19 protein-coding genes and 4 pseudogenes are annotated in these 22577 nt (G+C 57.5%); 8 read left to right on the top strand and 15 right to left on the bottom strand.

The window, feature by feature from the left end; translation table 11 throughout:
• Window positions 1-20 precede the first annotated feature (20 nt).
• Window positions 21-782 carry an SDR family NAD(P)-dependent oxidoreductase gene (locus tag PMI03_RS02775; protein ID WP_007689635.1) on the bottom strand — a complete coding sequence of 254 codons (762 nt, stop codon included), beginning with the start codon at window positions 780-782 and terminating at the stop codon, window positions 21-23.
• Between the two features lie 140 nt (window positions 783-922).
• On the opposite strand from PMI03_RS02775, the gene PMI03_RS02770 reads away from it, so the two are divergent.
• A complete protein-coding gene (locus PMI03_RS02770; protein ID WP_039973571.1) occupies window positions 923-1792 on the top strand; it encodes a LysR substrate-binding domain-containing protein in 870 nt (289 codons plus the stop codon).
• A gap of 247 nt (window positions 1793-2039) precedes the next feature.
• On the opposite strand, the gene PMI03_RS02760 is transcribed toward PMI03_RS02770, so the two are convergent.
• From PMI03_RS02760 to PMI03_RS31445, 3 genes and pseudogenes are all read right to left on the bottom strand, one after another.
• Window positions 2040-2366 carry a hypothetical protein gene (locus tag PMI03_RS02760; protein WP_007689629.1) on the bottom strand — a complete coding sequence of 109 codons (327 nt, stop codon included), beginning with the start codon at window positions 2364-2366 and terminating at the stop codon, window positions 2040-2042.
• A gap of 273 nt (window positions 2367-2639) precedes the next feature.
• Window positions 2640-2900 carry an SDR family oxidoreductase gene (locus tag PMI03_RS31450; RefSeq protein WP_309574313.1) on the bottom strand — a complete coding sequence of 87 codons (261 nt, stop codon included), beginning with the start codon at window positions 2898-2900 and terminating at the stop codon, window positions 2640-2642.
• A gap of 103 nt (window positions 2901-3003) precedes the next feature.
• Window positions 3004-3255 (bottom strand): annotated as a pseudogene (locus PMI03_RS31445) (SDR family NAD(P)-dependent oxidoreductase); the annotation flags it as partial.
• A 427-nt stretch (window positions 3256-3682) separates the two neighbouring features.
• On the opposite strand from PMI03_RS31445, the gene PMI03_RS02750 reads away from it, so the two are divergent.
• The 4 genes from PMI03_RS02750 (at window position 3683) to PMI03_RS02735 (ending at window position 7862) form a co-directional block, all read left to right on the top strand.
• Complete coding sequence (locus PMI03_RS02750; RefSeq protein WP_007689624.1) at window positions 3683-4915, top strand: ABC transporter substrate-binding protein; 1233 nt, start codon at window positions 3683-3685, stop codon at window positions 4913-4915.
• Between the two features lie 85 nt (window positions 4916-5000).
• Window positions 5001-5867, top strand: coding sequence for a carbohydrate ABC transporter permease (locus tag PMI03_RS02745; protein WP_007689622.1), 867 nt, complete (start codon window positions 5001-5003; stop codon window positions 5865-5867).
• Entirely contained in the window at window positions 5864-6772 is a 909-nt protein-coding gene (locus PMI03_RS02740; RefSeq protein WP_007689620.1) for a carbohydrate ABC transporter permease, read from the top strand. The genes PMI03_RS02745 and PMI03_RS02740 overlap by 4 nt, the downstream gene beginning before the upstream one ends.
• A 4-nt stretch (window positions 6773-6776) precedes the next feature.
• Complete coding sequence (locus PMI03_RS02735; RefSeq protein ID WP_007689618.1) at window positions 6777-7862, top strand: ABC transporter ATP-binding protein; 1086 nt, start codon at window positions 6777-6779, stop codon at window positions 7860-7862.
• A gap of 46 nt (window positions 7863-7908) precedes the next feature.
• On the opposite strand, the gene argE is transcribed toward PMI03_RS02735, so the two are convergent.
• From argE to PMI03_RS30845, 11 genes and pseudogenes are all read right to left on the bottom strand, one after another.
• Entirely contained in the window at window positions 7909-9018 is a 1110-nt protein-coding gene (argE, locus tag PMI03_RS02730; RefSeq protein WP_007689610.1) for an acetylornithine deacetylase, read from the bottom strand.
• A 73-nt stretch (window positions 9019-9091) separates the two neighbouring features.
• Window positions 9092-11449: a glycoside hydrolase family 3 C-terminal domain-containing protein gene (locus tag PMI03_RS02725; RefSeq protein ID WP_039973570.1), complete on the bottom strand. Its 2358-nt coding sequence runs from the start codon at window positions 11447-11449 to the stop codon at window positions 9092-9094.
• A 253-nt stretch (window positions 11450-11702) separates the two neighbouring features.
• The gene (locus PMI03_RS02720) at window positions 11703-12647 is read right to left on the bottom strand and encodes a LysR family transcriptional regulator (protein ID WP_007689606.1); all 945 of its coding nucleotides are present in this window, start codon (window positions 12645-12647) and stop codon (window positions 11703-11705) included.
• Window positions 12648-12696: 49 nt separating this feature from the next.
• Entirely contained in the window at window positions 12697-13368 is a 672-nt protein-coding gene (locus tag PMI03_RS02715) for a DUF1028 domain-containing protein (protein ID WP_007689604.1), read from the bottom strand.
• A gap of 14 nt (window positions 13369-13382) precedes the next feature.
• The gene (locus tag PMI03_RS02710) at window positions 13383-13796 is read right to left on the bottom strand and encodes a RidA family protein (RefSeq protein ID WP_007689603.1); all 414 of its coding nucleotides are present in this window, start codon (window positions 13794-13796) and stop codon (window positions 13383-13385) included.
• A 52-nt stretch (window positions 13797-13848) separates the two neighbouring features.
• Complete coding sequence (locus PMI03_RS02705; RefSeq protein ID WP_007689596.1) at window positions 13849-15114, bottom strand: NAD(P)/FAD-dependent oxidoreductase; 1266 nt, start codon at window positions 15112-15114, stop codon at window positions 13849-13851.
• 202 nt (window positions 15115-15316) lie between these two features.
• Window positions 15317-16085, bottom strand: a pseudogene (locus PMI03_RS30850) (IS6 family transposase).
• A 247-nt stretch (window positions 16086-16332) separates the two neighbouring features.
• Window positions 16333-17109, bottom strand: a complete 777-nt coding sequence (locus PMI03_RS02695; RefSeq protein ID WP_007689593.1) for a hypothetical protein — start codon at window positions 17107-17109, stop codon at window positions 16333-16335.
• Between the two features lie 260 nt (window positions 17110-17369).
• Window positions 17370-17729 carry a hypothetical protein gene (locus PMI03_RS31440; protein ID WP_309574308.1) on the bottom strand — a complete coding sequence of 120 codons (360 nt, stop codon included), beginning with the start codon at window positions 17727-17729 and terminating at the stop codon, window positions 17370-17372.
• 185 nt (window positions 17730-17914) lie between these two features.
• Window positions 17915-18619 carry a hypothetical protein gene (locus PMI03_RS02690; protein ID WP_007689591.1) on the bottom strand — a complete coding sequence of 235 codons (705 nt, stop codon included), beginning with the start codon at window positions 18617-18619 and terminating at the stop codon, window positions 17915-17917.
• A 43-nt stretch (window positions 18620-18662) separates the two neighbouring features.
• Window positions 18663-18962, bottom strand: a pseudogene (locus PMI03_RS30845) (IS3 family transposase); the annotation flags it as partial.
• Between the two features lie 429 nt (window positions 18963-19391).
• Between PMI03_RS30845 and PMI03_RS02685 the strand changes: the two are divergent.
• The 3 genes and pseudogenes from PMI03_RS02685 to PMI03_RS30840 all read left to right on the top strand — a co-directional run.
• On the top strand, window positions 19392-21233 hold the full coding sequence (locus PMI03_RS02685; protein WP_039973569.1) for a type II toxin-antitoxin system HipA family toxin: 1842 nt from the start codon (window positions 19392-19394) through the stop codon (window positions 21231-21233).
• 89 nt (window positions 21234-21322) lie between these two features.
• Complete coding sequence (locus tag PMI03_RS02680; protein ID WP_007689582.1) at window positions 21323-22282, top strand: IS5 family transposase; 960 nt, start codon at window positions 21323-21325, stop codon at window positions 22280-22282.
• A 54-nt stretch (window positions 22283-22336) separates the two neighbouring features.
• Window positions 22337-22558: pseudogene (locus tag PMI03_RS30840) on the top strand (transposase); the annotation flags it as partial.
• Window positions 22559-22577: the final 19 nt, after the last annotated feature.

Here is a 22577-nt window from a genome sequence, read left to right as displayed (position 1 = left end):
GATGTTTCTCCTGATTGACCTCAATGGATCAGCATACCGCCGTTGACGTCGATGACAGCGCCCGTGACGTAGGCCGACAGGTCCGATGCGAGGAACAGGTAGATGTTCGCGACATCGGTCGCCTCGCCGAGGCGGCTGAGAGGAATGCCCTTGATGATGTCGTCGCGCATCTGATCGGTCAGCTTGCCCCCGGTGATGTCCGTCTGGATAAGACCAGGTGTGACGGAGTTGACCCGGATGCCGGCTGGACCGAACTCTCGCGCCATTGCCTTGGCGAGGCCGAGCACGCCGGCTTTGGCTGCGGAGTAATGCGGGCCACCGAAGATGCCACCGCCGCGCTGAGCCGACACTGAGGACATGCAGGCGATCGAGCCGCCGCCGTTATCGCGCATGTATGGGATGAAGGCCTGGCTGAGGAAAAGCACGCCGGTCATGTTGACGCCAACGACCCGTTCCCAGTCGCCTTCCGTAATGTCGAGCGTTTTGACAGGCTGGGTGATGCCCGCATTGTTGATCAGCGCGTTCACGGAGCCGAAGGACGCGATCACCTTGGATGCGGCGTCTTCACAGGAGCCTTTGTCCGCGACATCACAGCGCAATCCTACGTGGGCGCCGGCGGCCACGCGAGGCAAACTCGCCGCCGCTTCCACTGCTGCATCTGCATCAATATCAAGGATGGCGACGCGCGCGCCATGTTCGGCAAAAAGCTGTGCTGTCGCACGGCCAATGCCGCGCTTGCTCGCCGCGCCCGAAATGGCCGCGGTCTTCCCATTCAATAGCATGTAATCTCCTCCCGATGCTTCCCGCGCATCTGGCAAATCGTTGTCAAGTCAGTCGCCTTGCGGATTTGAACCTGGCCTACTTGATGAGCTCGGACAAACGCGAAGTTTACAACGGTAGGTGAATCTGCTTCACTAATCGAATGTTACAAATGGCTTCCCTATCCGCAGTTCGCATCTTCGAAGCCGCGGCGCGGCTTGCTTCCTTCCGTGCTGCCGCGGAGGAGCTGCACCTGTCGCCGAGTGCCGTCAGCCATGCGATATCAAAGCTGGAGCGAGACCTGGGCACGTCTCTCTTCGAGCGCAGCACACGCAAGGTTACGCTGACGCTCGCAGGGCAGACGCTTCTGTCCCACGCCTCCAACGCCTTCGAAGAGCTTCGCCGTGGTGTTGAGATGATTTCATCGAACAAGGCGCATCTTTTGCGCGTCCATTGCGCGCCGAGCTATGCCGCGCAGGTGCTGTCGGCACGGCTTCCGGACTTTCTCAGCAAGAACGAAGGGGTAGAAGTCAGGGTGGCGGCAAGCACGAACTACGCACGGTTTGTCGACGGCCTTTTCGACGTCGATATCGTTTACGGCGAGCCTTCTAACCGAGAGGATCTTATCGTCGTGCCGTTGGGAGAGGAAATAGTGTCGCCCCTGTGCTGTCCGAAGATGGCAGAGCGGCTGAAAACGCCTCGTGATCTTGCGCGCTTACCGCTGATCAGAAGCGATTTAAAGCGCATTCAATGGATCGACTGGTTCGAACTTAACAATCTCGGGCCCCCTCCTCTTCCCACCATGAGCTTTGACAGAAGCTTCCTTGCCGTCGATGCTGCAGCCAATGGTCTGGGAGTCGCTCTGGAATCCAATACTCTCGCACATCGGGAATTGGGAAGTGGCCGGCTTGTACGGCCGTTCAGTAACAGCCGGGACAATCGTTACATTGGGCACTATTTGGCCTATCCGAAAGCTGGTAGCCAGCGTCGCCACTCGAAGGTGTTTGCCGACTGGATTACTTCGCATCCCTGAATTTACACACCGTGGGCGACATGGGGAGCATAAGCTTTTGTGGGCAGTGCGGTTTTTGCTCTTGCAACCGGTCCAATTTGAAATGCGAAAAAGATCAAATAGTAGGATGACAACATCGTGGTCAGGCCGAGATTGATGCCGTCCGTCAAGACAGTCGTAAGGGGAGCAAACCTGTTCTGCAGTGCGTACGCCGCTTGACCCATGGGTATCTCCGACTCCGGCTATCCGAAGCGTTCCCGCCAAGCGCTCAATCAGCGAAAGCCACGAGCCCCATACCTCTGCTCACCGCCCCCTCGAAAAGGCCGCGCATCATGTCGAATGCAGCTAGCGCCTGCCGATCCCCTTGCAATTCGCGTACGTTCGCCGTGAAGGTCTCCAGCAACATCGTTACCTGCGCAGGCTTCAGCATCGAGTCTTCGAAGTATCTGAGATCGGCACCAGCCTGACGGCCCTTGTCGAACAGGGTGGCAAGCGAACGGTGCGCGCGGAGATCAATGGAACCTGCGAGTTCCAGATGACCGGGGTTCCGGGGCATGAGCGTGGTGAAGGGGCCTGCGTAGTAGATGTCCAGCATCTTCAGTCAACTCCAGAGCTTATGACGGCCAAAGCGGGAAGCATCAACCCATATGGTCGGCTGTTTCCCACGCTGCAACTGTCGTGACAAAGGCCAGCGTGGGAAGCGCGCGGTTCGCCATGAAGCGGAAGCACATGCAGAACTGAAGTCACTGCGCGCTGCGTCCGATACCTTCCAGTTCACAATCCACCGCACGTACACCTCGACCATGAAGTCCAGGTGAGCGAACAGGTGAGCGTCAGATCGGATCGAGATCTGAGCGGTCTTCCCATCTCAGCCCGCCAGAAAACCACCATCTGTTGCAAGAACATGGCCGATAACATAGCCGGCCTCGTCCGACAACAGCCAGACAACGGCTGCAGCCACCTCTTGCGGATGGCCCATCCGCCGCAACGGCAGGCCAGCGGCGACGGAACGCATGTCGGCAATACCGGCGCCAAGCATCATGTCCGTGACGACGCGACCCGGTGCTACGGCATTGATGCGGATGCCAGAGGGAGCATATTCCATTGCCGCCGTTCGCGTAAGCGAGATGGCTGCGGCCTTCGAGGCGCCGTAGAGTTGATAGGCCCGGATTGGGATTTCTCATACCGCTGACGCTGGTGTTGTTGACGATCGCGCCGCCGCCCGAACCGAGAAGTGCCGAGATTTCGTGGCGCATGGCATGGAAGAGCGCCCGGACATTGGTATCGAACACCTGCGTATAGACAGCATCGGTCTGTTCGGCGAGAGGCGCGCGCCGTTCCTGTAAACCGGCATTGTTGAATACGGCGTCGAGCCGGCCGAACCGCGCCATCGCCTGGCGAATCGTTCCGGCAATGTCTGCTTCCCGTGTCGCGTCGCCGGTGACGACTGTTACCGCCGAGATCAAGACGGGTAGACGGCGCATTCTGGAGTACGTGTTTTCGCCTGTGGTCGAAGTGGCAGAGACCGCCATGCATGAGAGATAGATCGTCTGGGTTGGACAGCAGCATTATCGGTGGTCTTGAACGGAATTGAACCAGCGACCCGGTGATCTTCAGGTATCGGCGTTCCTTCGCATCAGGGGTTGAAAGTCGATCTGTTTCCTCGAGCAGTTTGTTGGTATTCGTCTGGCTAGTCATCTTGGTGAAAGCCGGTTGACGTGAATGGTGCGAGGCACTTGCTAAGACGCCGCTCATATCGATGGATTGCAGGCTGAAGAAAATTAAACCCGATTTACCGAGCATTGCGGTAAATCGGTTTTGGCGACGCAATGGCACATAAAATCAAAATTGCTATTTTCGCGGCGACAAAATTAACTCGGTCCCGGAAATGAAACCAATAAGGGGACCACAATGAGCATGAAACTTTCATTGATCGGCGCAGGCACCGCGATTGCCTTGTTGCTTTCGAGCGAGGCTTTTGCACAGACGGCCGAGGTCATGCACTACTGGACGAGTGGCAGCGAAGCCGCGGCGATCAAGGTCATTGCCGACGACGTCACAAAGAAGGGCGGAACCTGGAAGGACAGCCCAGTCACGGGCTATGAAGCCGCCCGCGCCGCTGTTCTCAGCCGCCTTGCTGGCGGCGACGCGCCGACCTCGATGGTCGTGGACCTTGGCGAGATCAAGCCGCTGGTGGAACAGGGTATTCTTGCGCCGATCGATGACATCGCCTCCACCAAGGGCTGGCAGACATTCTTGCCCAAGCTCGTGGTCGATAAGGCGAGCATCGACGGTCACCTCTATGCCGTTCCGATCGATATCGGCACCGCCAACTGGATGTGGTACTCGACCAAGGTGCTGAGCGATGTCGGCGTCAAGCCGCCGGCAACCTGGGACGAGTTCTTTGCCTCGGCGGACAAGATCAAAGCCAAGGGCTATGTTCCACTCGCTTTCGGCGGCCAGGCTTGGCAGGAGGCGCTCGTCTTCCGGTCAATCATGATCGCAACCGGCGGCAACAAGTTTTACACGGACGTCTACACCAAGCACGACGTTGATGTCGCCGGTGGCCCGCTCATGGTGAAGTCTTTCGAGACCTTCGGCAAGCTGCGCGGCTACGTCGATGACGGCAACACCAACCGTAACTGGAACGATGCCACCAATATGGTTATTACCGGCAAGGCCGCGATGCAGATCATGGGCGACTGGGCCAAGGGCGAATTCCAGGCTGCCCACATGACGCCCGGTAAGGAATATGGCTGCGAGCTGGCGCCGGGCACGAACGGTGTGTTGAACATCGTCTCCGATACCTTCGTCTTCCCGGTTGGCGACAAGCCTGAACAGATCGCGGCCCGCAAGCTGCTGGTCGACGTGATGATCGCACCCGAAACCCAGCTTGCTTTCAACGCAGTCAAGGGCGCGCTGCCGCCCCGCATCGACGTGAACCTCGCCAACGCCGACATGTGCACGCAGAAGGCTGCGGGGCTGCTCAAAGACCCGAACGCACTCGCTCCGAACGCTGAATTATCCTTCACCAGTGAAACAGTCGGTGCCATCAAGGATCTCGTAACCCAATTCTGGAGCAACCCGTCGATGACGCCGGCCGATGCCGCCAAGCAATATGCCGACATCGTTGCACGAAACTAAGTCCTGCCGTTAGGTGTTTGCTGCTCCGGCATCGCTGCCGGGGCAGTTTCGTAATTGGTTGCGATATCGACGAACGGGGCAAGCAATGTTTAAAAAGAATCTGGCGGCCAAGCTGACGCTTGTGCCCAGTGCGGTAGTCATCGCCGTATGCTTTTACGGCACGATCCTCTGGACATTTTATATTTCGCTCACGCATTCGACGATGCTGCCGAACTACAAGTTCTACGGGTTCAGTCAGTATGCGACGCTGCTGTCCATGCCACGCTGGCACACGGCCTTCGCCAACATGCTGATCTTCGGCAGCCTGTTCATCGCCGGCTCACTCATCATCGGCACGACGCTGGCAGCACTGCTCGATCGAAACGTCAAAGCCGAGGGACTTTTCCGCGTCTTCTTCCTTTATCCGCTTTCCATGTCCTTCGTCGTGACCGGCCTTGCCTGGCAATGGCTACTGAACCCGACAACCGGCGTTGAAGCACTCGTACGCGGCTTTGGCTGGGAAAGCTTCCAGTTCAATTGGCTGGCAAGCCCAGAAAAGGCGATCTACGCCGTTTCGATCGCCGCGATCTGGCAGTCCTCTGGCCTTGTCATGGCCATCATGCTCGCCGGCCTTCGCGGCGTCGACAGCGACATCTGGCGGGCCGCAAAGATCGACGGCATTCCCGTCTGGCGATCCTACATAAGCATCGTGCTGCCCATGCTTCGTCCACTTATCCTCACCTGCGTCATCCTGCTGGCAACCGCCGTGGTCAAAAGCTATGACCTCGTCGTCGCCATGACGGGCGGCGGGCCCGGCATCAGCACCGATGTGCCCGGAAAGTTCGTCGTCGATCTGCTGTTCCAGCGGGCCAACATCAGCACGGCGGCAGCCGCGGCGATCCTGATGTTGCTGTCCGTCATCTGCGCCCTTTCTCCCTATGTCTATATCGAGCTCAAGAGGCAGAAGCGATGACTGTGCCCCCTCTCGTCCAATCCGGCGCTTCGGTAGTCCATGTGCCTCGCGCAAGCAAAACAAAGCCCGGCCGTGTCCTTCTCTATGTCGTCCTTTCGCTCGCGCTGGTCTATTACGCGATCCCATTGCTGCTGGTGATCTCCACATCACTGAAGACGGCTGACGAACTGCGCACCGGCAACATCTTCACCCTGCCCCAAAGCCTGAATTTCGATGCGTGGACGAAGGCATGGCTGACGGCCTGCACGGGTATCCAGTGTAACGGCATTCACGGGAATTTCTGGAATTCCGTCGAAATTGTCGTGCCCAGTGTGATTTTCTCGATCCTGTTCGGCGCGCTTACCGGTTTTGCGCTGTCGCAATGGCAGTCGAAACTGAGCCGCCTCATCCTGCTGTCGCTGATGCTCGGCGCCTTCATTCCCTACCAGGTCATTCTCTATCCGCTGGTCCGGATCTTCAGCACCGTCGGCCTTTACGGCACGCTGCCGGGGATCATCCTGATCCACATCATCTTCGGCCTGCCCTACATGACGCTGCTGTTCTTCAATTTTTACCAGGGTGTGCCGCCGGAGCTTTCGAAGGCGGCGAAGATGGATGGCGCCGGCTTCTTCACGATCTTCTTCGAGATCATGCTGCCGATGTCGGTCAATGTCCTCGTCGTCGCCATCATCATGCAGGCGACCGGCATCTGGAACGACTTCCTGCTAGGTCTGATCTTCGCCGGGCGGGATCACCTGCCGATCACGGTACAGCTCAACAATATCGTCAATACAACAACTGGCGTCAAAGAATACAATGTGAACATGGCCGCGACATTCCTCACCGCGCTGCCGCCGCTTCTCATCTACATTCTTTCCGGACGCTATTTTGCGCGCGGCCTCGCCGCCGGCGCGGTGAAGGGCTGATGCAATGACACAGATCTCCGTTATCAACGCAAACAAGTCCTTCGGGCAGCAGCATATCCTCCGCGATATCAACCTGTCGGTTGCCAGCGGTGAATTCATCGTCCTGCTTGGTTCTTCGGGCTGCGGAAAGTCGACGCTGCTCAACGTCATCGCCGGCCTTGAAGATCCCGACACAGGCAAGATCATCGCCGGCGACCGGGATGTGACCAACGTCGATTCCAGCCGGCGCAACATGTCGATGGTCTTCCAGTCCTATGCGCTCTACCCGACGATGACCGTTCGCAAGAACCTCGGCTTCGGGCTGCGCGTCAACAAGGTTGCAAAGGCCGAAATTGCCAAGCGTGTCGAATGGGCGGCCAACCTGCTCCAGCTGACGCCCCTTCTCGACCGCCGCCCCTCGCAGCTCTCCGGTGGGCAACGCCAGCGCGTCGCCATCGGCCGGGCGCTCGTACGCCGTAGCCCGATCTGCCTTTTCGACGAGCCGCTTTCAAACCTCGACGCGAAGCTGCGCACCGAAATGCGGCTGGAGATCAAGAAGCTGCACCAGGAGTTGCACAGCACCATCGTCTACGTCACCCACGACCAGATCGAGGCCATGACACTAGCCACCCGCGTTGCTGTCATGAAAAGCGGCAAGATCGAACAGTACGCGTCGCCGGACGAGCTCTACGAGAAGCCCGAAACCCTGTTCGTCGCCGGATTCGTCGGATCGCCCAGCATGAACCTGATATCGTCCCGCGTGAAGATCGAGGATGGCGAGCCTATGGCTGCCTTCGGCGATTACCAGTTGCCCATCGATGCATATCCGTTCCGTCAACCTGCCGTCGATGGCCAGGAGATAGTGATCGGCTTCCGGCCGGAAGACATCCAGCTTGCCGACGATCGGACGACGCTGCCGACGCTCTTCGCGCCGATTACCTTTATCGAGCCCATGGGCGCCGATACGCTGGTCTGGTTCGCGCTGGGAGAACAGAAGTTGTCGGTCCGCCTTCCCGCGGCCAAGGCCCGCGGCCTGTCCGGAGAAGTCCGCCTGGCTTTCAATCCCACCATCGCCTCCATCTTCTCGAAGGAAAGCGAGCAGCGCCTGTAGGGCGCAGTCGCAGCCGTCGCCGGATGCGGCGGCGGCCGCTCGACACCTAGCAGAGTTCGCCGATCAGACGATCCATCATGGCGTCGCAGCGCTGCAATTCCGCTTCCTCGATATATTCGTCCGGCTGGTGGCCTTGGTCCATGTTGCCAGGACCGATCACCACCGTATCAAGCCCGAGCCTCGAGGCGAACAGCCCGGCCTCCGCCCCGAACGAGACCTTTGTCAATGGTGCCTTGCCGAGCAAACGCCCTGCGAAAGCTGCTGCGGCGCTCGCGGCTGAGGTGGCGAGACCCGGATAGGCGTTGCAAACCTCGATTTCGGTCAAGGAGCCGACAGAGGCGCGGATGCGTCCCAGGATGTCTTCGACATCGTCCTCCGCCAGGTGGCGAATCTCGAAATCGACCGAGGCGCGCTCTGCTACGATATTGAGAACTTCGCCGCCGGCGATCTTGCCGGCATGAACCGTCGTGTAAGGGATGTCATAGTCCGCATCTCGGAACCCCACGCTGGCGATCTCGTCCTGCACCCTGCGCAGGACGCCGACGAAATCGCAGGCCAGATGGATAGCATTGACGAAACGCGGGGCGAGCGAGGAATGGCCTGCCTCCCCGCTGAAACGCGCCTGGGCCGCCAATTTGCCTTTATGACCCAGGGCGATCGACATGGATGTCGGCTCTCCGACAATGCAAAGCGAAGCCTTGAACTGTTCCTTAGCCAGGACATCGATCAGCGAGCGCACGCCGACGCAGCCGACCTCCTCGTCATGCGAAAAGGCGAAATGCAATGGCCGCTTCAATAACTTGCCATCGATGCGGTCGGCAGCGGATAGCGCGCTTGCAAGAAACCCCTTCATGTCCGTCGAGCCACGGCCATGAAGACGAGAGCCGCGGCGCGTCAGCCGAAATGGGTAGGAGGTCCAGGCCTGCATTGCGACCGGCACCACATCGGTGTGGCCGGAAAGGACAATGCCGTCATCCCGCCGGGGGCCGATGCTGGCAAACAGGTTCGCCTTTTTGCCAGTCTGGTCAGCAACCAGCCGGCACTCGAAACCGCGGTCGCGGAGATAGGTTTGGACAAAATCGATCAGCGGTAGGTTGCTGTCGGCGCTGACGGTGGAGAAGGCGACAAGACGATCAAGCAGGTCAAGCGTATTCAAGAAATGATACTCCCAAAACGGGCGAAGGCCCGCATTGCAGCGAGCCTCCATTATTCTCTGTCTTTGACGGCCCTCAGCGGGCTATCGTCTCTTCATCAGCCATAGTCTGGTTGATATCGGCAAGCAGTGCCGCGATATCACCCTTCGGGAAGGCTTGGCGGAAGCGCCGGTCGAAAGTCGTAAACATGCCGAAGAACGAGTTGGCGCAATGTTCGAGCATCCGGTCCGCCTCACCCTTGTCGATCGACAGGTGCTTCTGAAGGAGTTGATTGAACTTGGCTCGTGCGATCGGATTGGCGAGAATAAAGACGGGCTGCGTGTCCCACTTCACTTCGCGGTGGCGCGAGGCGCGCGAACGGATTTGCAGTGGCGCTGCCAGACGAATGTCGCGCGAGGACGAACCTATTTCGATCTGCACGGCGTCATCATCGAGGATCCAGCGACGCTTGCCAGAATCAAAGAGCGCGAAATCCGCGGCAGGGATCGTGAGTGACACGCGCTTCGATTCGCCCGGCGCCAGATGCACCTTGGCAAAGGACTTTAGTTCGCGCTTCGGGCGCTGCAGCCGCGGCTTGCCGTAGCTTACGTAGAGCTGAGCGGCTTCCTTGCCGGCAACGGCACCGGTGTTGGTAACAGTGAAGCTCGCGACCACCTCTTCGCCGACATTCAGCGTCGAGCGATCCAGCTTCAGATCGGAATAGGCGAAGCTCGTGTAACTCAGGCCGAAGCCGAAGGGGTATTGCGGCTCGATCTCGCGCGCATCGTACCAGCGATATCCGACATGGATGCCTTCGCTGTAGTAATGGCGACCATTCTCGCCGGGGTAGCTGAGATAGGAAGGCATATCCTGCATGCGCTTCGGGAAGGTTGTCGTCAGCTTGCCGGAGGGATTGGCGACCCCGAAGAGAATGTCGGCGATGCCACCGCCGGTCGCCTGGCCGGAGAAGAACATCTCGACGATCGCCTTCACTTCCGGAACCCACGGCATGACGACTGCATCAGGGCTGGCGATGGCAACGACGACATTCGGATTAACGGCTGCAACGGCGCTGACGAGCGCATCGTGACCCGGTGCAAGGTCGAGCGTCGTACGGTCAGACCCCTCGCCGTCGTAACCATTCTCCGTGCAAACAAAGATGACGACCACGTCGGTGCCCCGCGCGCCCTCGACAGCCTCGGCAATGAGTGCAGCGCGCTCACTCTCGACTTCGCTGGTACCACGATACTGATCGACCTTGATGGTGTCGCCAGCCAACTTGACGATCTCGTCGATCGGCACATCCACGAGCGTTGGCGTCGTGGTCGCGCAGCCCGAGCCCTGAATGACCGGAACGCCGGCGCCTTCGCCGATGACGACCATGCGCTTGACCTTGCCGGGTGTGATCGGCAGCAATTGATCATCGTTCTTCAGGAGAACCATGGATTCGCCTGCCATGCGGCGGGCGAGCTTATGATGCGCATCGCGGTCGAACACGATGTCGCGTCGCTCGCCGAGCTTGCCGGCACGTACCAGCGCCAGAACGCGAACACAGGCCTCGTCCACGACGGCCATATCGACCTTTCCGGCTTCGATGGCTTCAAGCAGGTCGCTTTTGCGGGTTTCGCTTTCCGGCATGTCGAGGTCGTTGCCGGCTGTGAGCGAGGCAGGGCGATCCTTGATGCCGTGCCAGTCGGACACGACGAGGCCTTCATAGCCCCATTCCTCGCGCAACACCTTGGTCAGCAGCCAGTGATCCTCTGCCGCTTGCACACCGTTCAGCCGGTTGTAGGAGCTCATGACAGTCCACGGCTTGCTCTTTTCGATCGCGCGCTGGAAGCCCTTAAGATAGATTTCCCTCAGCGCACGCTCGTCGACGACAGAGTCCATCGAGGTCCGCTCGACTTCGGAGTTGTTACAGGCGAAATGCTTGAGCGATGCGCCCACTCCATTTTCCTGCAGACCGTTGATGACGCCTGCGGCGAAGTCGCCGCTGATGACGGGATCCTCGCCGTAATACTCATAGGAGCGGCCGCCCAGTGGCGTACGGCGAATGTTGATGCCGGGCCCGAGGAGCAGGTGCACTCCGAATTCCTGGCATTCCATCGCCAGCGCGGTGCCGAGTTCATGGGCAAGATCGACATCCCAGGAGCAATCGAGGCTGGAACCGTTCGGGAAGCAGGTCGCCTGCTTCATCGCACCCCAGGCTACCTCGACATGGCTTGCCCGCTGGCCGACGACATTGAGGAAGGCAGAGAAGTCGACGCCACCGGCCTGGTCGTTGTCGATCTGGTGGATGGAATAGCGTACGCCGTAGGTGCCATCGGTCATCACCATGTTCGGGATTCCTAGGCGCTCTATGGCCTTGGTCTTCCACATCCGGTGCCCTGCCAGAAGGGCGACCTTCTCCTCATTCGTCATTTCCGCGATGAGCGCCGCGAAGTCGCCGTTCATAAGCTTGTCTGAATTCACGTCATGTCTCCAAAATGCCTTATGCCGGTGTCTATGCCGAACGGGCCGTCTTGGCCGTTCGATAACAGACCACGGCCAGGTATGGGTTGCATTGAGTAATCATGGCATTCACCCAACCGCAGAGAAATAATGCATTTCCGAGGCGACGCTTCGTCAAAAGCTTGGTAGATCCTGTCATCGAGCCTTGGCATAAGATGCTGCTGGTGGATGTCACTTCTGAAATTACGCCGTGCCTCTATAGCTTGCGCCGCTCCATAATAGGCGCGACCATTCCTGGAATGTAGGAATCCGACACAAATGACTTGCAGTGTTGCTCGAACATCTCGATGAGCCGAGGCCTGCGATTCTGCTTCAGCGTTAGGACGCCGATGACCATGGGTTTTTGGTTACCAGAAATTGGGACGCGCACGACGGTCCGACCATCCATAGCCAGTTGCGACCGCGGCCTAACATTGGCGATTGTGTAGCCGTAGCCATTGGCCACCATAGTGCGGATGACATCCTGATACGCAGAGCGCATTATGATCGTCGGCTCCACGCCCGATTTTGCAAACAGGCCAAGGAAATATTCACGGCTGATGGGCAGATCCAGCAAAATGAGTGGCTCGCTGGCCAATTCGTCTAAACTGATAGAGGAATAGTGTGCGAAGCGATGGGATTCGCCAATGAGGATATGCGGCGGCAGCGTTGCGAGTGGCGCAAACTCGAAGTCGTCCGTGATAAGAAGGTCATAGCTGATCGCAACATCGATTTCGGCGCGCTGCAGCTTTTGCAGCAGCTCCTCATGGTCGCTAACGGTCTGGATGATGCGGGTTTCAGGGAACGCCGAGGTGAAGGAGTGCGAAAGCTCTGGCATGATCATCGAGGCCAGCGTGACCATGCATCCGAGCGAAAGCTGGCCGCGAATCTTCTCATTGACCTCGGAAGCGACGGTGTAGATATTTTCGGCCTGCTCGACCAGTTGCTTGGCCTCTGCCAGCATCAGGCGGCCGGCAGGCGTCAGCGAAAGGCCCTTCGCATGATGGCGTACGAAGAGCTGTGTCTGCAGCTCTGTTTCCAGATGGGTGATGGCCGTCGAAATCGACGGTTGGGAGATATTCAGTCGCTCGGATGCGAGCGTGATGCTTCCTGTCTCCGCAGTCGCAATGAAATATTCGATCTGGCGGAGCGTGTATCTCATTGCCTTTTTATATCTCTGCTACCTGAAAGAACAAGCAGCGGGCGACGTATTATTCATCGCCCGGCACCCCGAAGGATGGGGCCGCGTTGGGGTCGAGAGCGCGCCTGACGTAGTCTTCCATCTGGGGCTCATAGACGGCCCAGAGATCCTGGAGAGCCCGTATCGGCTGCTCATGCCAATCGACGCGGAGATCGGCAATCGGCCAGGCCACGTTGCGAACGACCTTGAGCCCTGCCGAGCGGACGGGCCCCGCCTCGCCGCCTGCATCGAGGCCGGCGGCGAGGGCCTTCAGCAGCCTCGAAGGAAGGTCGCCGACGGATGCCTCGAACGCGGCGACCATACGCTGCGGGACATCGGTATTGGAAAGAAGATTGCCGGCGGCGATACAACCCTCGCCCTTTGCCATCGCATGGATACCGAGCGTGCGCTCGCCGGAGTGACCGGCGACGTGTCCGCGTGCATCGACGATTGCCAGTTGCCTGTAGGCGGCAAACGGGGTCGATGCCACCAGCCGGCCAAGCGCCTCTTCCGCCGTCGCCCCCATTCCGAGCATCTCCAGACCCGAAATTCCAAGGCCGGGATCCGTGATGTTCTGGCTGGCCACCACCCCCGCGCCTGCTCGGGCATGCGAACAGCGTGCGGCGACTGCCGGAGAGGAGGAGGAGATGGCGATACCGAACATGCCGGTTTCGGCGCAGCGGGCGGCGATGGAAAAGGTCATGGTCTCATGGCACCTTATTCGGGAATGACGGCGATGGCGTCGACTTCCACCAGCCACTCGGGCCGGGCAAGCGCGGAGACCACAATACCCGTCGAAACCGGGAAGACGCCCTTCAGCCACTTGCCAACGACGCAATAGACGGCCTCGCGATAGCGCGGATCCACGATGTAGATCGTGATCTTGCAGACGTGATCAAGGGACGAGCCGGCTTCATCGAGAAGCATCTTGATATTGGCCATAGCCTGTTCAGTCTGGCCGGTGACATCGCCGATGGCAACGCTGGCGGAAGTGTCGAGGTCCTGGCCGATCTGGCCACGCACGAACACCATCGTGCCCTTGGCAACGACAGTCTGGCAAAGGTCGTTATCCAGCTTCTGTTCCGGATACGTATCCTTGGTATTGAACTTGCGGATGCGGGTATGGGCCATGTCGAATTCCTTGAATTGGGGGATCTGTATTAATGGACTCCGGGAGCTGGCCTCAGCCAACCTTCTGACTCGAAGGCCGGTATTCGTGATACTTGCGCTGTGTCGAGATACGGTCGGCAAGATACTTCGCATCATGCCAGACGCCCCAGATGAAGCTCGAGCCGCGGCGCGACTGCCAAGGCAGGCCGAGAAAGTATATGCCGCGCTCACCCGATACACCGCGCTGGTGCTTCGGACGGCCACGCTCGTCGAAGGCATCCAGCTTCAGCCAGCTGTAATCAGAGGAAAAGCCAGTTGCCCAGATGATCGTCGTGATGCCGGCCTGCGCCAGGTCGAGATTAAGGATCGGGTTCGCGACGCAATCCGGCTGCGGCTCAATACGGCGCGCTTCCGGATCCTCCGGCAGGTCGAGGCCGTTTCTTGCCACGTAGGCATCCGCCTCATCAAGCAGCGCCGTGTAATTGGCATCGCCACGATCCAGATTCATGGCAAGATCGTCGGAGAAGCTGAGGCTTGTTCCGTTGAAGCCCGTTGTACGGCCGAGCAGGGTCATGCCCTTTCCGGCGAGACGGCGAAAATCGATCGTATAGCCCCCCCGCGCGCCACTGACGGCGATGGTCACATGCTCCGTGTCCGGACCGGGCGTTTCCATGTCCCATTTCCCTAGAACGCCGAGCCACCAGCAGAAATCACGACCGCGGTAGGCCCGCGGCGGACGCTCATGCGGGCCGACGGAGAGATAGACCTTGCGGCCGGAAAGCATAAGCTCCTCCGCAATCTGGGTTCCGGAAGAACCGGCGCCGATGACGAGAACGGCTCCCTCGGCGGTCTGCCCTGGATTGCGGTACTTGGTCGAATGCATCTGGGTGATGCCGGGCGCATTCTCGATCAAGTCGGGAATGACAGGCACCTGGAAAGCGCCCGTCGCTGCAACGACGTTCTGCGCCTCAATTATGCCTTCCGAGGTTTTTATCCGGAAGCCGGGGCGGCCGACGTGCCGCTCGACACTCTTTACCTCGACGCCACAGCGGATGGGCGCATCGATCTGGCGCGCATAGGCCTCGAAATAGTCGGCAACGGCTTCCTTAGTAGGAAAGTCGTCCGGGTCGAGGTCCGGAAACTCCATTCCGGGGAAACGATCGTGCCACGCAGGGCCATTGGCAACGAGCGAGTCCCATCGCTCGGAACGCCAGCGCTCGGCGATACGGCTTCGCTCAACGACGAGGTGGGACACTCCGGCCTTGCCCAGGTGCTCGCTCATTGCAATGCCGGCTTGACCGGCGCCAACCACCAGAGTGTCCACGGTTTCAACTGACATTGCTTGCGTCCTTTTCCCATCAGGGCTGTGTGCGGGTCGTGACTTCGGGTGTAATTCACACTTCCGGCAGGGAAAATTACGTTTTTAGTTTGCGTTGATTAGGCTGCCGCTAAGCTGTTGAATTTGGATGGGGCTCCAGCGGATCAGAAGGCTCTGTTGCAATAATTCTAATTGGCCGTGAAGAGGCCTTCCTACGCGACGGTCAAGCGGTTTTTGCGTCGAGATTCTGCGCGAGCATTGCCACAATTTCGATGAGCGCGCTGGGCCCAATGCCGAAGGCTCGTTCAACGATGCGAGCTTCGCCACGGACGCCACCGGTCAGGCTGAAGATCGCAGCCTGCCCCTTGCGCAAAGCCCGCATCACCTCGAATCCCTTGATCGTCGCATATGCCGTTTTCAGCGTCTTGAATCCTCTGACCGGCTTGATCAGCTGTTTCAACTTGCCATGATCAGCCTCAACGACGTTGTTCAGATATTTGACCTGTCGGTACGCAAGTCCTTTCGGGCATTTGCCTTCAGCTTTCAGTTCTGAAATCGCAATGCCATAGGTCGGCGCCTTGTCAGTGTTGATGACTGTTGGCTTTTCCCAATCCTTCAAGCCATTCAGAGCCTTGCCCAGAAATCGCTTGGCTGCTTTGGCATTGCGCGTCGGCGACAGATAGAAATCTGATCGTGTTGCCGAACTTGTCGACGGCTCGATACAGATATGTCCATTTACCTCGAACCTTCACATAGGTTTCATCAACCCGCCAACTCGTCGATTGCGGCCGGCGCCAGTGCCAACGCAACCGCTTCTCGATTTCCGGCGCATATTTCTGGACCCAACGATAGATCGTGGAATGATCCACTGACACACCCCGCTCGCCCATCATTTGTTCAAGATCGCGGTAGCTCACCCCATAGCGGCAATACCAGCGAACCGCCCATAAGATCACTTCGCCCTGGAAATGCCGCCATTTGAAATCGCTCATCAGAAGTCTCGCTGAAAATTGTCAGCGCTCTTTCGGCCTTCAATCGATTTTTTGCAACAGAGCCGTCGAGTATCTCGACACCAGTGACGGACAGAGCATCCACATTCCGTCAATTCTTGCAGCTTGAGATATCGCACGCGACCAAAAGATCAAAGTGCTCTCAAATAGAAAAGATTGGGGGCCAATTTCATGGCCCCCGTTTTCTGGTTGTTGTCGAACTGATCAGACTCGTCTGCATAAAGTCAAGCTACGCAGTCGCATCAACGCCGTTCTGTTGCCCCGCTAGAAAGTTCGCCCGCTGCTGCTTCAGGTTTTCGAGCTGCTTATACCAAGGGTCATTTTTCATAGCCTCGTAGTCGATCTTGGGTTCTGGTGCTGCGGTTGGCGGAAGTGCGTTAAACTGGCTCTGCGTCATGGCCGTGGAGGCTTTTTCCACCCTGCCGCCAGACATCTTCGCGATGACGTTTGAAATGGCCTGTGCCAGGTCCGGGCCATTTGTGCCGTTTAAGCTCTCAGGCAAGTTGCCCTGAATTTTCTTGGCGAGTTCATCGGAGCTTGTTACGACGCCTTGGTTGTCGATCGTGGCAATGACGACCCCACCAGCAACTACCGTTGCATAAGGCTGCGTAGCGGGGCTCACAGGCATTCCCTTAAGCGACCCTTCAATGGTATCCGTCCAAGACCAGTCACTATATTGATTTTTTAAGTTGGCCACCATGCTTTCCATGGCAGACAAATGTTCCTGGTACTCTGCTTCGGGGAGTTCCGAAATCTTTGTCGCCTTGAGGTCTGAGACGTCGATGCGACTTGTAGTGAACAGCTTTCCTTGCAACATCACGGTGGCAGTCGATGGCCGGCTGTCAACAATGGCCTGGGAATGATCGGTGGCCGCCTTGTCGGTCTCGGTTTCTTGCTGTTCAGACAGAAGAGCAAATGCGTCGTCGGCATCGGCGGTATCTGATCGATCATCGCCGGTGTAGCGAGTGGCTGAAGTATAATATGATGTCGACGCGATTGTCGTCATGGCAAATCCCCCACGGTTGCTCTCGCTATCTGCCACGGCATCCTTGTGCCAACCTAACCTTGCAGCGAAAGATGGCCACAATCTAAAGATTGCAGCAGCGACCGCAAAAATCGGTAAAACTAATATTTTGCACGGATCACCCCCCGAGGCGGAGTAAATGTGGCTTCCAAATCTGGAGTCGTCAACGAGCCATGGAGGTAGAGGTTTGCAATTTCCTTCGATGTCGGCAGAGACATAATTTTCTCCAAATTGAAATCGGACTAATCTATGGGCGTCCAGTGGCTTAAGCAGTTGGGTGCATAGAAATATCCGTCAGGGTGCAGGCTGCGACCGTCGTCCATCCACGGATTGTAGAAATGAATTAAGGTGGCTGATCGCCCCATTAGTTTGTCTAAAAAGCTGGCGTGACTGTAATGGTCGCCTGGAACCGGCCAGAGTTCCGGAATTGAATAAATAGTCTTAACCCCTGCCTTCGATCCGCCCTTCAGCGTGAGGTAATCAAGGAGTTCACCGCTGGTTACCTGATGCCATTTCGTGACATTTATGCCTACGGTGCAGACACCCGCATAATTCAATCCAGCTTTGAATAAAAGGATTGCCAGAACCACGATCCCGGCCAAGCTGAGCCCCAATGAAGCTTTTGAAAACATCTCGACCTAGCATAGCAACTAATAGCCTTTGAACGGTAGAGATGCTTATGAAAAAAAGCAGCTCAAGACTGTAGAAAGTGCGATTGTTTATTAACAATGAACGAACGCTCGATCGTCGTAAATTGATATGACATGGGACCCTCTGCGTGTGAAATTTAATTCAAATAGAATTCGATGATGTCTGCAGAAAAGCTCTTGAAATCTTCCAAGTCTTTTGGATTTTCATTTCGTCTGTACAGGTCTATCGACGCCAAAAAGGTGTTATCGATAAGAAAATTGTATGAGCATACCCGACCTTCCGGGAGACATTTAAGAAAACCATCCTGTCGAAGTTCTTGTATTTTAGTTCCACTTTTTGTAATTACGCCGTTTCCAATTGGATTTATCCATGCTTGATCATTGTTATCCTGCGAAAAATTGGAGAGTTTCTTATTCAATTTTCCAGGTATACTAAGACGGACATTGTAGATGTGAAGACTTTTGCCGTCACCCACTCCAACAAATTGGCACCACGGCTTTCCGCGAGCTATGGCGTTGCAATCGATCGGGATGTCAAAAGAAACGTATTCCAGAGGGAGAGAAGCGACTTGTTCATAGCGCGAGAAGTATTTCTCAAGTGCCTTTGAATTTTGGTCTGATGATGTGCCAATTGAGACCGTTTGATCCGGCTCGGCAAGGGTGATTGACAGGGCCCCTTCTGCGCGAAAATTGAACCTCACGCCATTCATCGTAGCATCGAAAACTCCGATGTGCGAGCCCAAATCACGTAGCTTTGCAATGCTCGCCGCTGTCACTTTCCAACTGAATAATGCGAACGGAGCTGTCAAAACGATGATCGCAATAGTTGCCCAACCTCTCAAATTTATCTCCGTATAAAATCAGAAGGAATGGCCTGCTGCCGGTCTATCGGACACGAGGTTGAGCTAACCCCACCTTGGTTCCAAAATCATTGGGGCTGAGATAGCCCAGTGTCGAGTGGCGCCGCTTTGGATTGTAGAAGCGCTCGATGTAATCGCACACATCCGCTTTGGCGTCATTCCTCGTGCGATAAACCTTCCGTGCCGTTCTCTCCGTTTTCAGTGATGAGAAGAAGCTCTCCATGGCGGCATTGTCCCAGACATTTCCAGAGCGGCTCATCGAGCAGGTAATTCCGTGGTCTCCCATGAGGCGCTGGAACTGCTCGCTGGTATACTGGGCAGATTCAACCGGTCGTCGCAACGCCTTGAATTAGGAGGTTACGATGCATTCCAAAAATCGACGCTCGGCGCGATGCACTCGAAGCAAATTGGCTTCACCTGCCCTTTTCCAGGAAAGGACTGGCTGGGACTGACCAGCTTCACCGCTTCAAGCTTATACTCGCGGCTGAATATTCGTCTTTGCATTCATGCTCTCCGGTTTCAGGAAAAACACCTTAACTCGATGTCCATGAAACCGGCAGTGGGCCAAATACCTTGGTCTTGATGCGAGTCAAACCCGCGATCCGCCAATTGAATTGTGAGGCGTGATAAATACTAACCATGACAATTTGGTATATATTGTTTTATAATCAATGAATTATCGATGAAATCGACACGATTGGAAATTTTCATATTTGAAACTATCGCGTATCTGAACTACGCGAAAGTTACATATATGCCTCTTCATCTCGTCGGCGAAAACATTGATAAAATGCGTGGTCACCGCCAAGCGGAGGCCGGTAAGCTCGTGCAGCTCATGCGCGGCATCTATGTCGACGCCGACGACGATATAGACCAGACAATACGGACCCATGCTGTACAAATCGCCAAATATCTCTATCCGAATGCCTACCTGTCGGCCGCCAGCGCCGTCCTGCTCGGCCCGATGCGCGATGGCCGCCTATTCCTGACTGGCCGCCGTGTGCAGCGACAGCGCACCAGGACGCTCGAAATCATTCAGAACAAAGCGCCTGACCACCCTTCCATCGCGCAGGCGGCGATCGGCGACGACATGGGCGAGTTCCGCGTGGACGTGTCTTCGCTGCGCCAGCGTTTTCTGGAAGCCTTCCGCATCCGTAGTGAACATGCGGCCTCGTTCAACGAGGACATGAAAGAGGCAATCGCCGCGCGGCTGATCGAAGAATACGGGAGTCCGCAGAACGCAGCCGATGCAGTCTTCAAGCTTGCGCGCGACAATGACTGGCTTGACGAAGGGAGTGCTGCTGAACGTTTCCTCAAACGGAAGCCGGCGACCGCCGTCGCCGTTGCCAACCAGGCCGCACTCGACCTGATCGTGGCATGGCACGGCGTGCCAATCGGCAACCTGGCGCATGATGGCTTCGAATGGCGATGGAAGGCGTCCGATCCGGACAGCCCACCGCTTGTGCGCAAGACCACGCCGAGCAGATTGCCGCCCTTCATTGAAGCACTGCTCCCGGAAGGCTGGCTCAACAGGGTGCTGAACAGTCCGGACGAGCGGGCGGAACTGCGTACCGCTAAGCGGTACATGTCAAACATCGCAATTGTGGAGCGGGCAAGCGAACTGGCGGCCTTACCACCCGATATTCTGCTGACAAGGCTGAGCAGCTTCACGGCAAATCACCTGTTCACAGGGACCTATGCAGGTCCCGGCCGCGGTGACATCCAGGACACGTTCGAACAGAACCTGGCAAGAATCTTTGCGACTGGCGCCACACCACGACTGTCGGGCGTACAGATCAAGGCGCCAATGTTCCTCGATGCGGACGGCACCCTGATACCGAGCATGAACAAGCCGTTCACGCATATTCTGAAGCCCGCCGGCACGTCAGGATTCGAGGCGCTGCCGGCAATCGAATGGCAATCCATGGAGCTTGGCCGAGCGGCTGGATTCATTGTGCCCGCCATTGCGCTCGTCGTTATGCCAGATGGCATGCCGCATGCGCTTGCGGTTGAGCGCTTCGATATCCGCACCAGTCTTGACGATGTCCGCCGTCTGGCACTCGAGGACATGACATCCGTTCTGGGCGTGCGTGCGGAAGACAAATACACGGGCACCATGGAGCGGATCGCGGCCGCCCTGCGCCCGCTCTCCACCGACGCCGGCGCTGATCTGCTGCTGGTCTTGCGGCGGGCACTGTTCGCGTGGCTGATCGCGGATGGCAATATGCATTTGAAGAACATGGCTGTCCTGAAAATCGCAGAGCCAGGCAGGGGAGATTTTAGCTCGGTCCGCCTGGCGCCCCTCTATGACGCGGTGACGACGCGGGTGTTTCCGAATCTGCAGAACGACCATATGGCGCTCAAAATGAGCGGTAAGGACGAACGGCTGAAAAGAACGGATTTCAGGCGTTTTGCGGCGACGGCGGGTATTCCCGCGGCGCTGGCAGATACGGCAGTTGATGATCTGGTCGCGGCGCTTGCGCACGGCCTGGACACTCTCGCTCTGCCGACGCCGCTGACGGACGGTTCAGTTGGCGCTGAACGGGCGGCGCTGATGCGGGAAGTTGTCCGCGAGCGTCTGGCCACGTTTGAATAGCGTCGAGCGATTGCAGTTCGGCTTGACCGTGTTGCACGGATCGTGTTGGGGAGCTATTGCCGAATTTTTCTACACTGCGAGCCGGTCCGATGCCCTACAAGTTTCACGATAGCCATCGTGGCAAATTCCAGAAGGGGCGTTACCGGGTTACGAACTGGCGGACGTATAACGAAAGCCTTCGCCGTCGAGGCGATCTGACGATCTGGGTTTCGGAGGATGTGGCGCAAGAATGGATGGCGGCACGGCGCCGGACGCGAGGCGGACAGCGCAGGTATTTCGATCTTGCGATCGAGATCTGCCTGACCCTGCGAGTTGCGTTCCGCTTGGCGCTGCGCCAAACTCAGGGCTTTATGCAGTCGATTGCCAAGCTGATGGGGTTGGCCCTGCCGGTGCCGGATTTCTCGACCCTTTCACGGCGCGGCAAGAGCCTGAAGGTGGCACAAAAGGGCCGTGTGTCCGACAAGCCGATCACTTTGATCGTGGACAGCACAGGACTGAAGGTTCACAGCGAGATTGGTTGGAACGGTCACAAGCACGGTGCCAAAGGCGCTCGTAAGACCTGGCGAAAGCTGCATCTTGCCCTCGATCCTGACAGCGGAGACATTCTCGCATCCGAACTGACGACCGAGCACGTTGGCGACGAGACTGCGCTGCCAATCCTTCTTGGACGTGTCGACGCACCAGTAGGTCGGTTTCTGGCAGACGGCGCCTATGATGGCCCTGGCGTTTCAGATTGCCTGGCGGCCGCTTTCGGATACGAGGTCGATGTCGTCGTCCCGCCTCCGAAGAACGCTGTTCCCGGCGGCAATTGCCAGCGGAACCAGCATATCGAGCATATCGCCAAACACGGCCGGATGACCTGGCAGGCTGCGACCGGCTACAACCAGAGATCCCGGATCGAAACTCAGATAGGGCGCTGGAAGTCGGTCATCGGCGATCGCCTGCATGCCAGGAACATCGAAAGCCAGACCACCGAAACGCACATCGCCGCCAACGCGCTGAACCGCATGTCCGACTTCGGACGGGCAAACTACGAGCGTGTCAGTTGATCATTTGCTGAAAGGCTAAATGCTGATTACGACCTGATCCGTGCGACACGGTCGATCGACGATGCCATTGACACCGAGCTCACGGCAATAGTGCGTTTCGCCAGCGTTTTGCGCCGGGACATTGATGCCGTGAAAAATGCAATCGAACTCCCTTGGAGCAACGGTCAAGCCGAAGGGCAGATCAACCGCCTCAAGATGCTGAAGCGAGCAATGTACGGCCGCGCCGGCCCAGAACTGATGAGGGCGAGAATGCTGCCACTGAATCACAGAAATTGAGGATGAACCGTTAAGGATG

The organism is Rhizobium sp. AP16 (assembly GCF_000281735.1).
Classification (GTDB): Bacteria; Pseudomonadota; Alphaproteobacteria; order Rhizobiales; family Rhizobiaceae; genus Rhizobium; species Rhizobium rhizogenes.
This window is presented reverse-complemented; position numbering and strand designations above follow the sequence as displayed.

Excerpts from the sequence above, each read along its gene's own strand:
- PMI03_RS02775 (WP_007689635.1), bottom strand. The coding sequence starts at position 782 with ATGCTATTGAATGGGAAGACCGCGGCCATTTCGGGCGCGGCGAGCAAG.
- PMI03_RS02770 (WP_039973571.1), top strand. The coding sequence starts at position 923 with ATGTTACAAATGGCTTCCCTATCCGCAGTTCGCATCTTCGAAGCCGCG.
- PMI03_RS02760 (WP_007689629.1), bottom strand. The coding sequence starts at position 2,366 with ATGCTGGACATCTACTACGCAGGCCCCTTCACCACGCTCATGCCCCGG.
- PMI03_RS02750 (WP_007689624.1), top strand. The coding sequence starts at position 3,683 with ATGAGCATGAAACTTTCATTGATCGGCGCAGGCACCGCGATTGCCTTG.
- PMI03_RS02745 (WP_007689622.1), top strand. The coding sequence starts at position 5,001 with ATGTTTAAAAAGAATCTGGCGGCCAAGCTGACGCTTGTGCCCAGTGCG.
- PMI03_RS02740 (WP_007689620.1), top strand. The coding sequence starts at position 5,864 with ATGACTGTGCCCCCTCTCGTCCAATCCGGCGCTTCGGTAGTCCATGTG.
- PMI03_RS02735 (WP_007689618.1), top strand. The coding sequence starts at position 6,777 with ATGACACAGATCTCCGTTATCAACGCAAACAAGTCCTTCGGGCAGCAG.
- PMI03_RS02725 (WP_039973570.1), bottom strand. The coding sequence starts at position 11,449 with ATGAACGGCGACTTCGCGGCGCTCATCGCGGAAATGACGAATGAGGAG.
- PMI03_RS02720 (WP_007689606.1), bottom strand. The coding sequence starts at position 12,647 with ATGAGATACACGCTCCGCCAGATCGAATATTTCATTGCGACTGCGGAG.
- PMI03_RS02715 (WP_007689604.1), bottom strand. The coding sequence starts at position 13,368 with ATGACCTTTTCCATCGCCGCCCGCTGCGCCGAAACCGGCATGTTCGGT.
- PMI03_RS02710 (WP_007689603.1), bottom strand. The coding sequence starts at position 13,796 with ATGGCCCATACCCGCATCCGCAAGTTCAATACCAAGGATACGTATCCG.
- PMI03_RS02705 (WP_007689596.1), bottom strand. The coding sequence starts at position 15,114 with ATGTCAGTTGAAACCGTGGACACTCTGGTGGTTGGCGCCGGTCAAGCC.
- PMI03_RS02695 (WP_007689593.1), bottom strand. The coding sequence starts at position 17,109 with ATGACGACAATCGCGTCGACATCATATTATACTTCAGCCACTCGCTAC.
- PMI03_RS02685 (WP_039973569.1), top strand. The coding sequence starts at position 19,392 with ATGCCTCTTCATCTCGTCGGCGAAAACATTGATAAAATGCGTGGTCAC.
- PMI03_RS02680 (WP_007689582.1), top strand. The coding sequence starts at position 21,323 with ATGCCCTACAAGTTTCACGATAGCCATCGTGGCAAATTCCAGAAGGGG.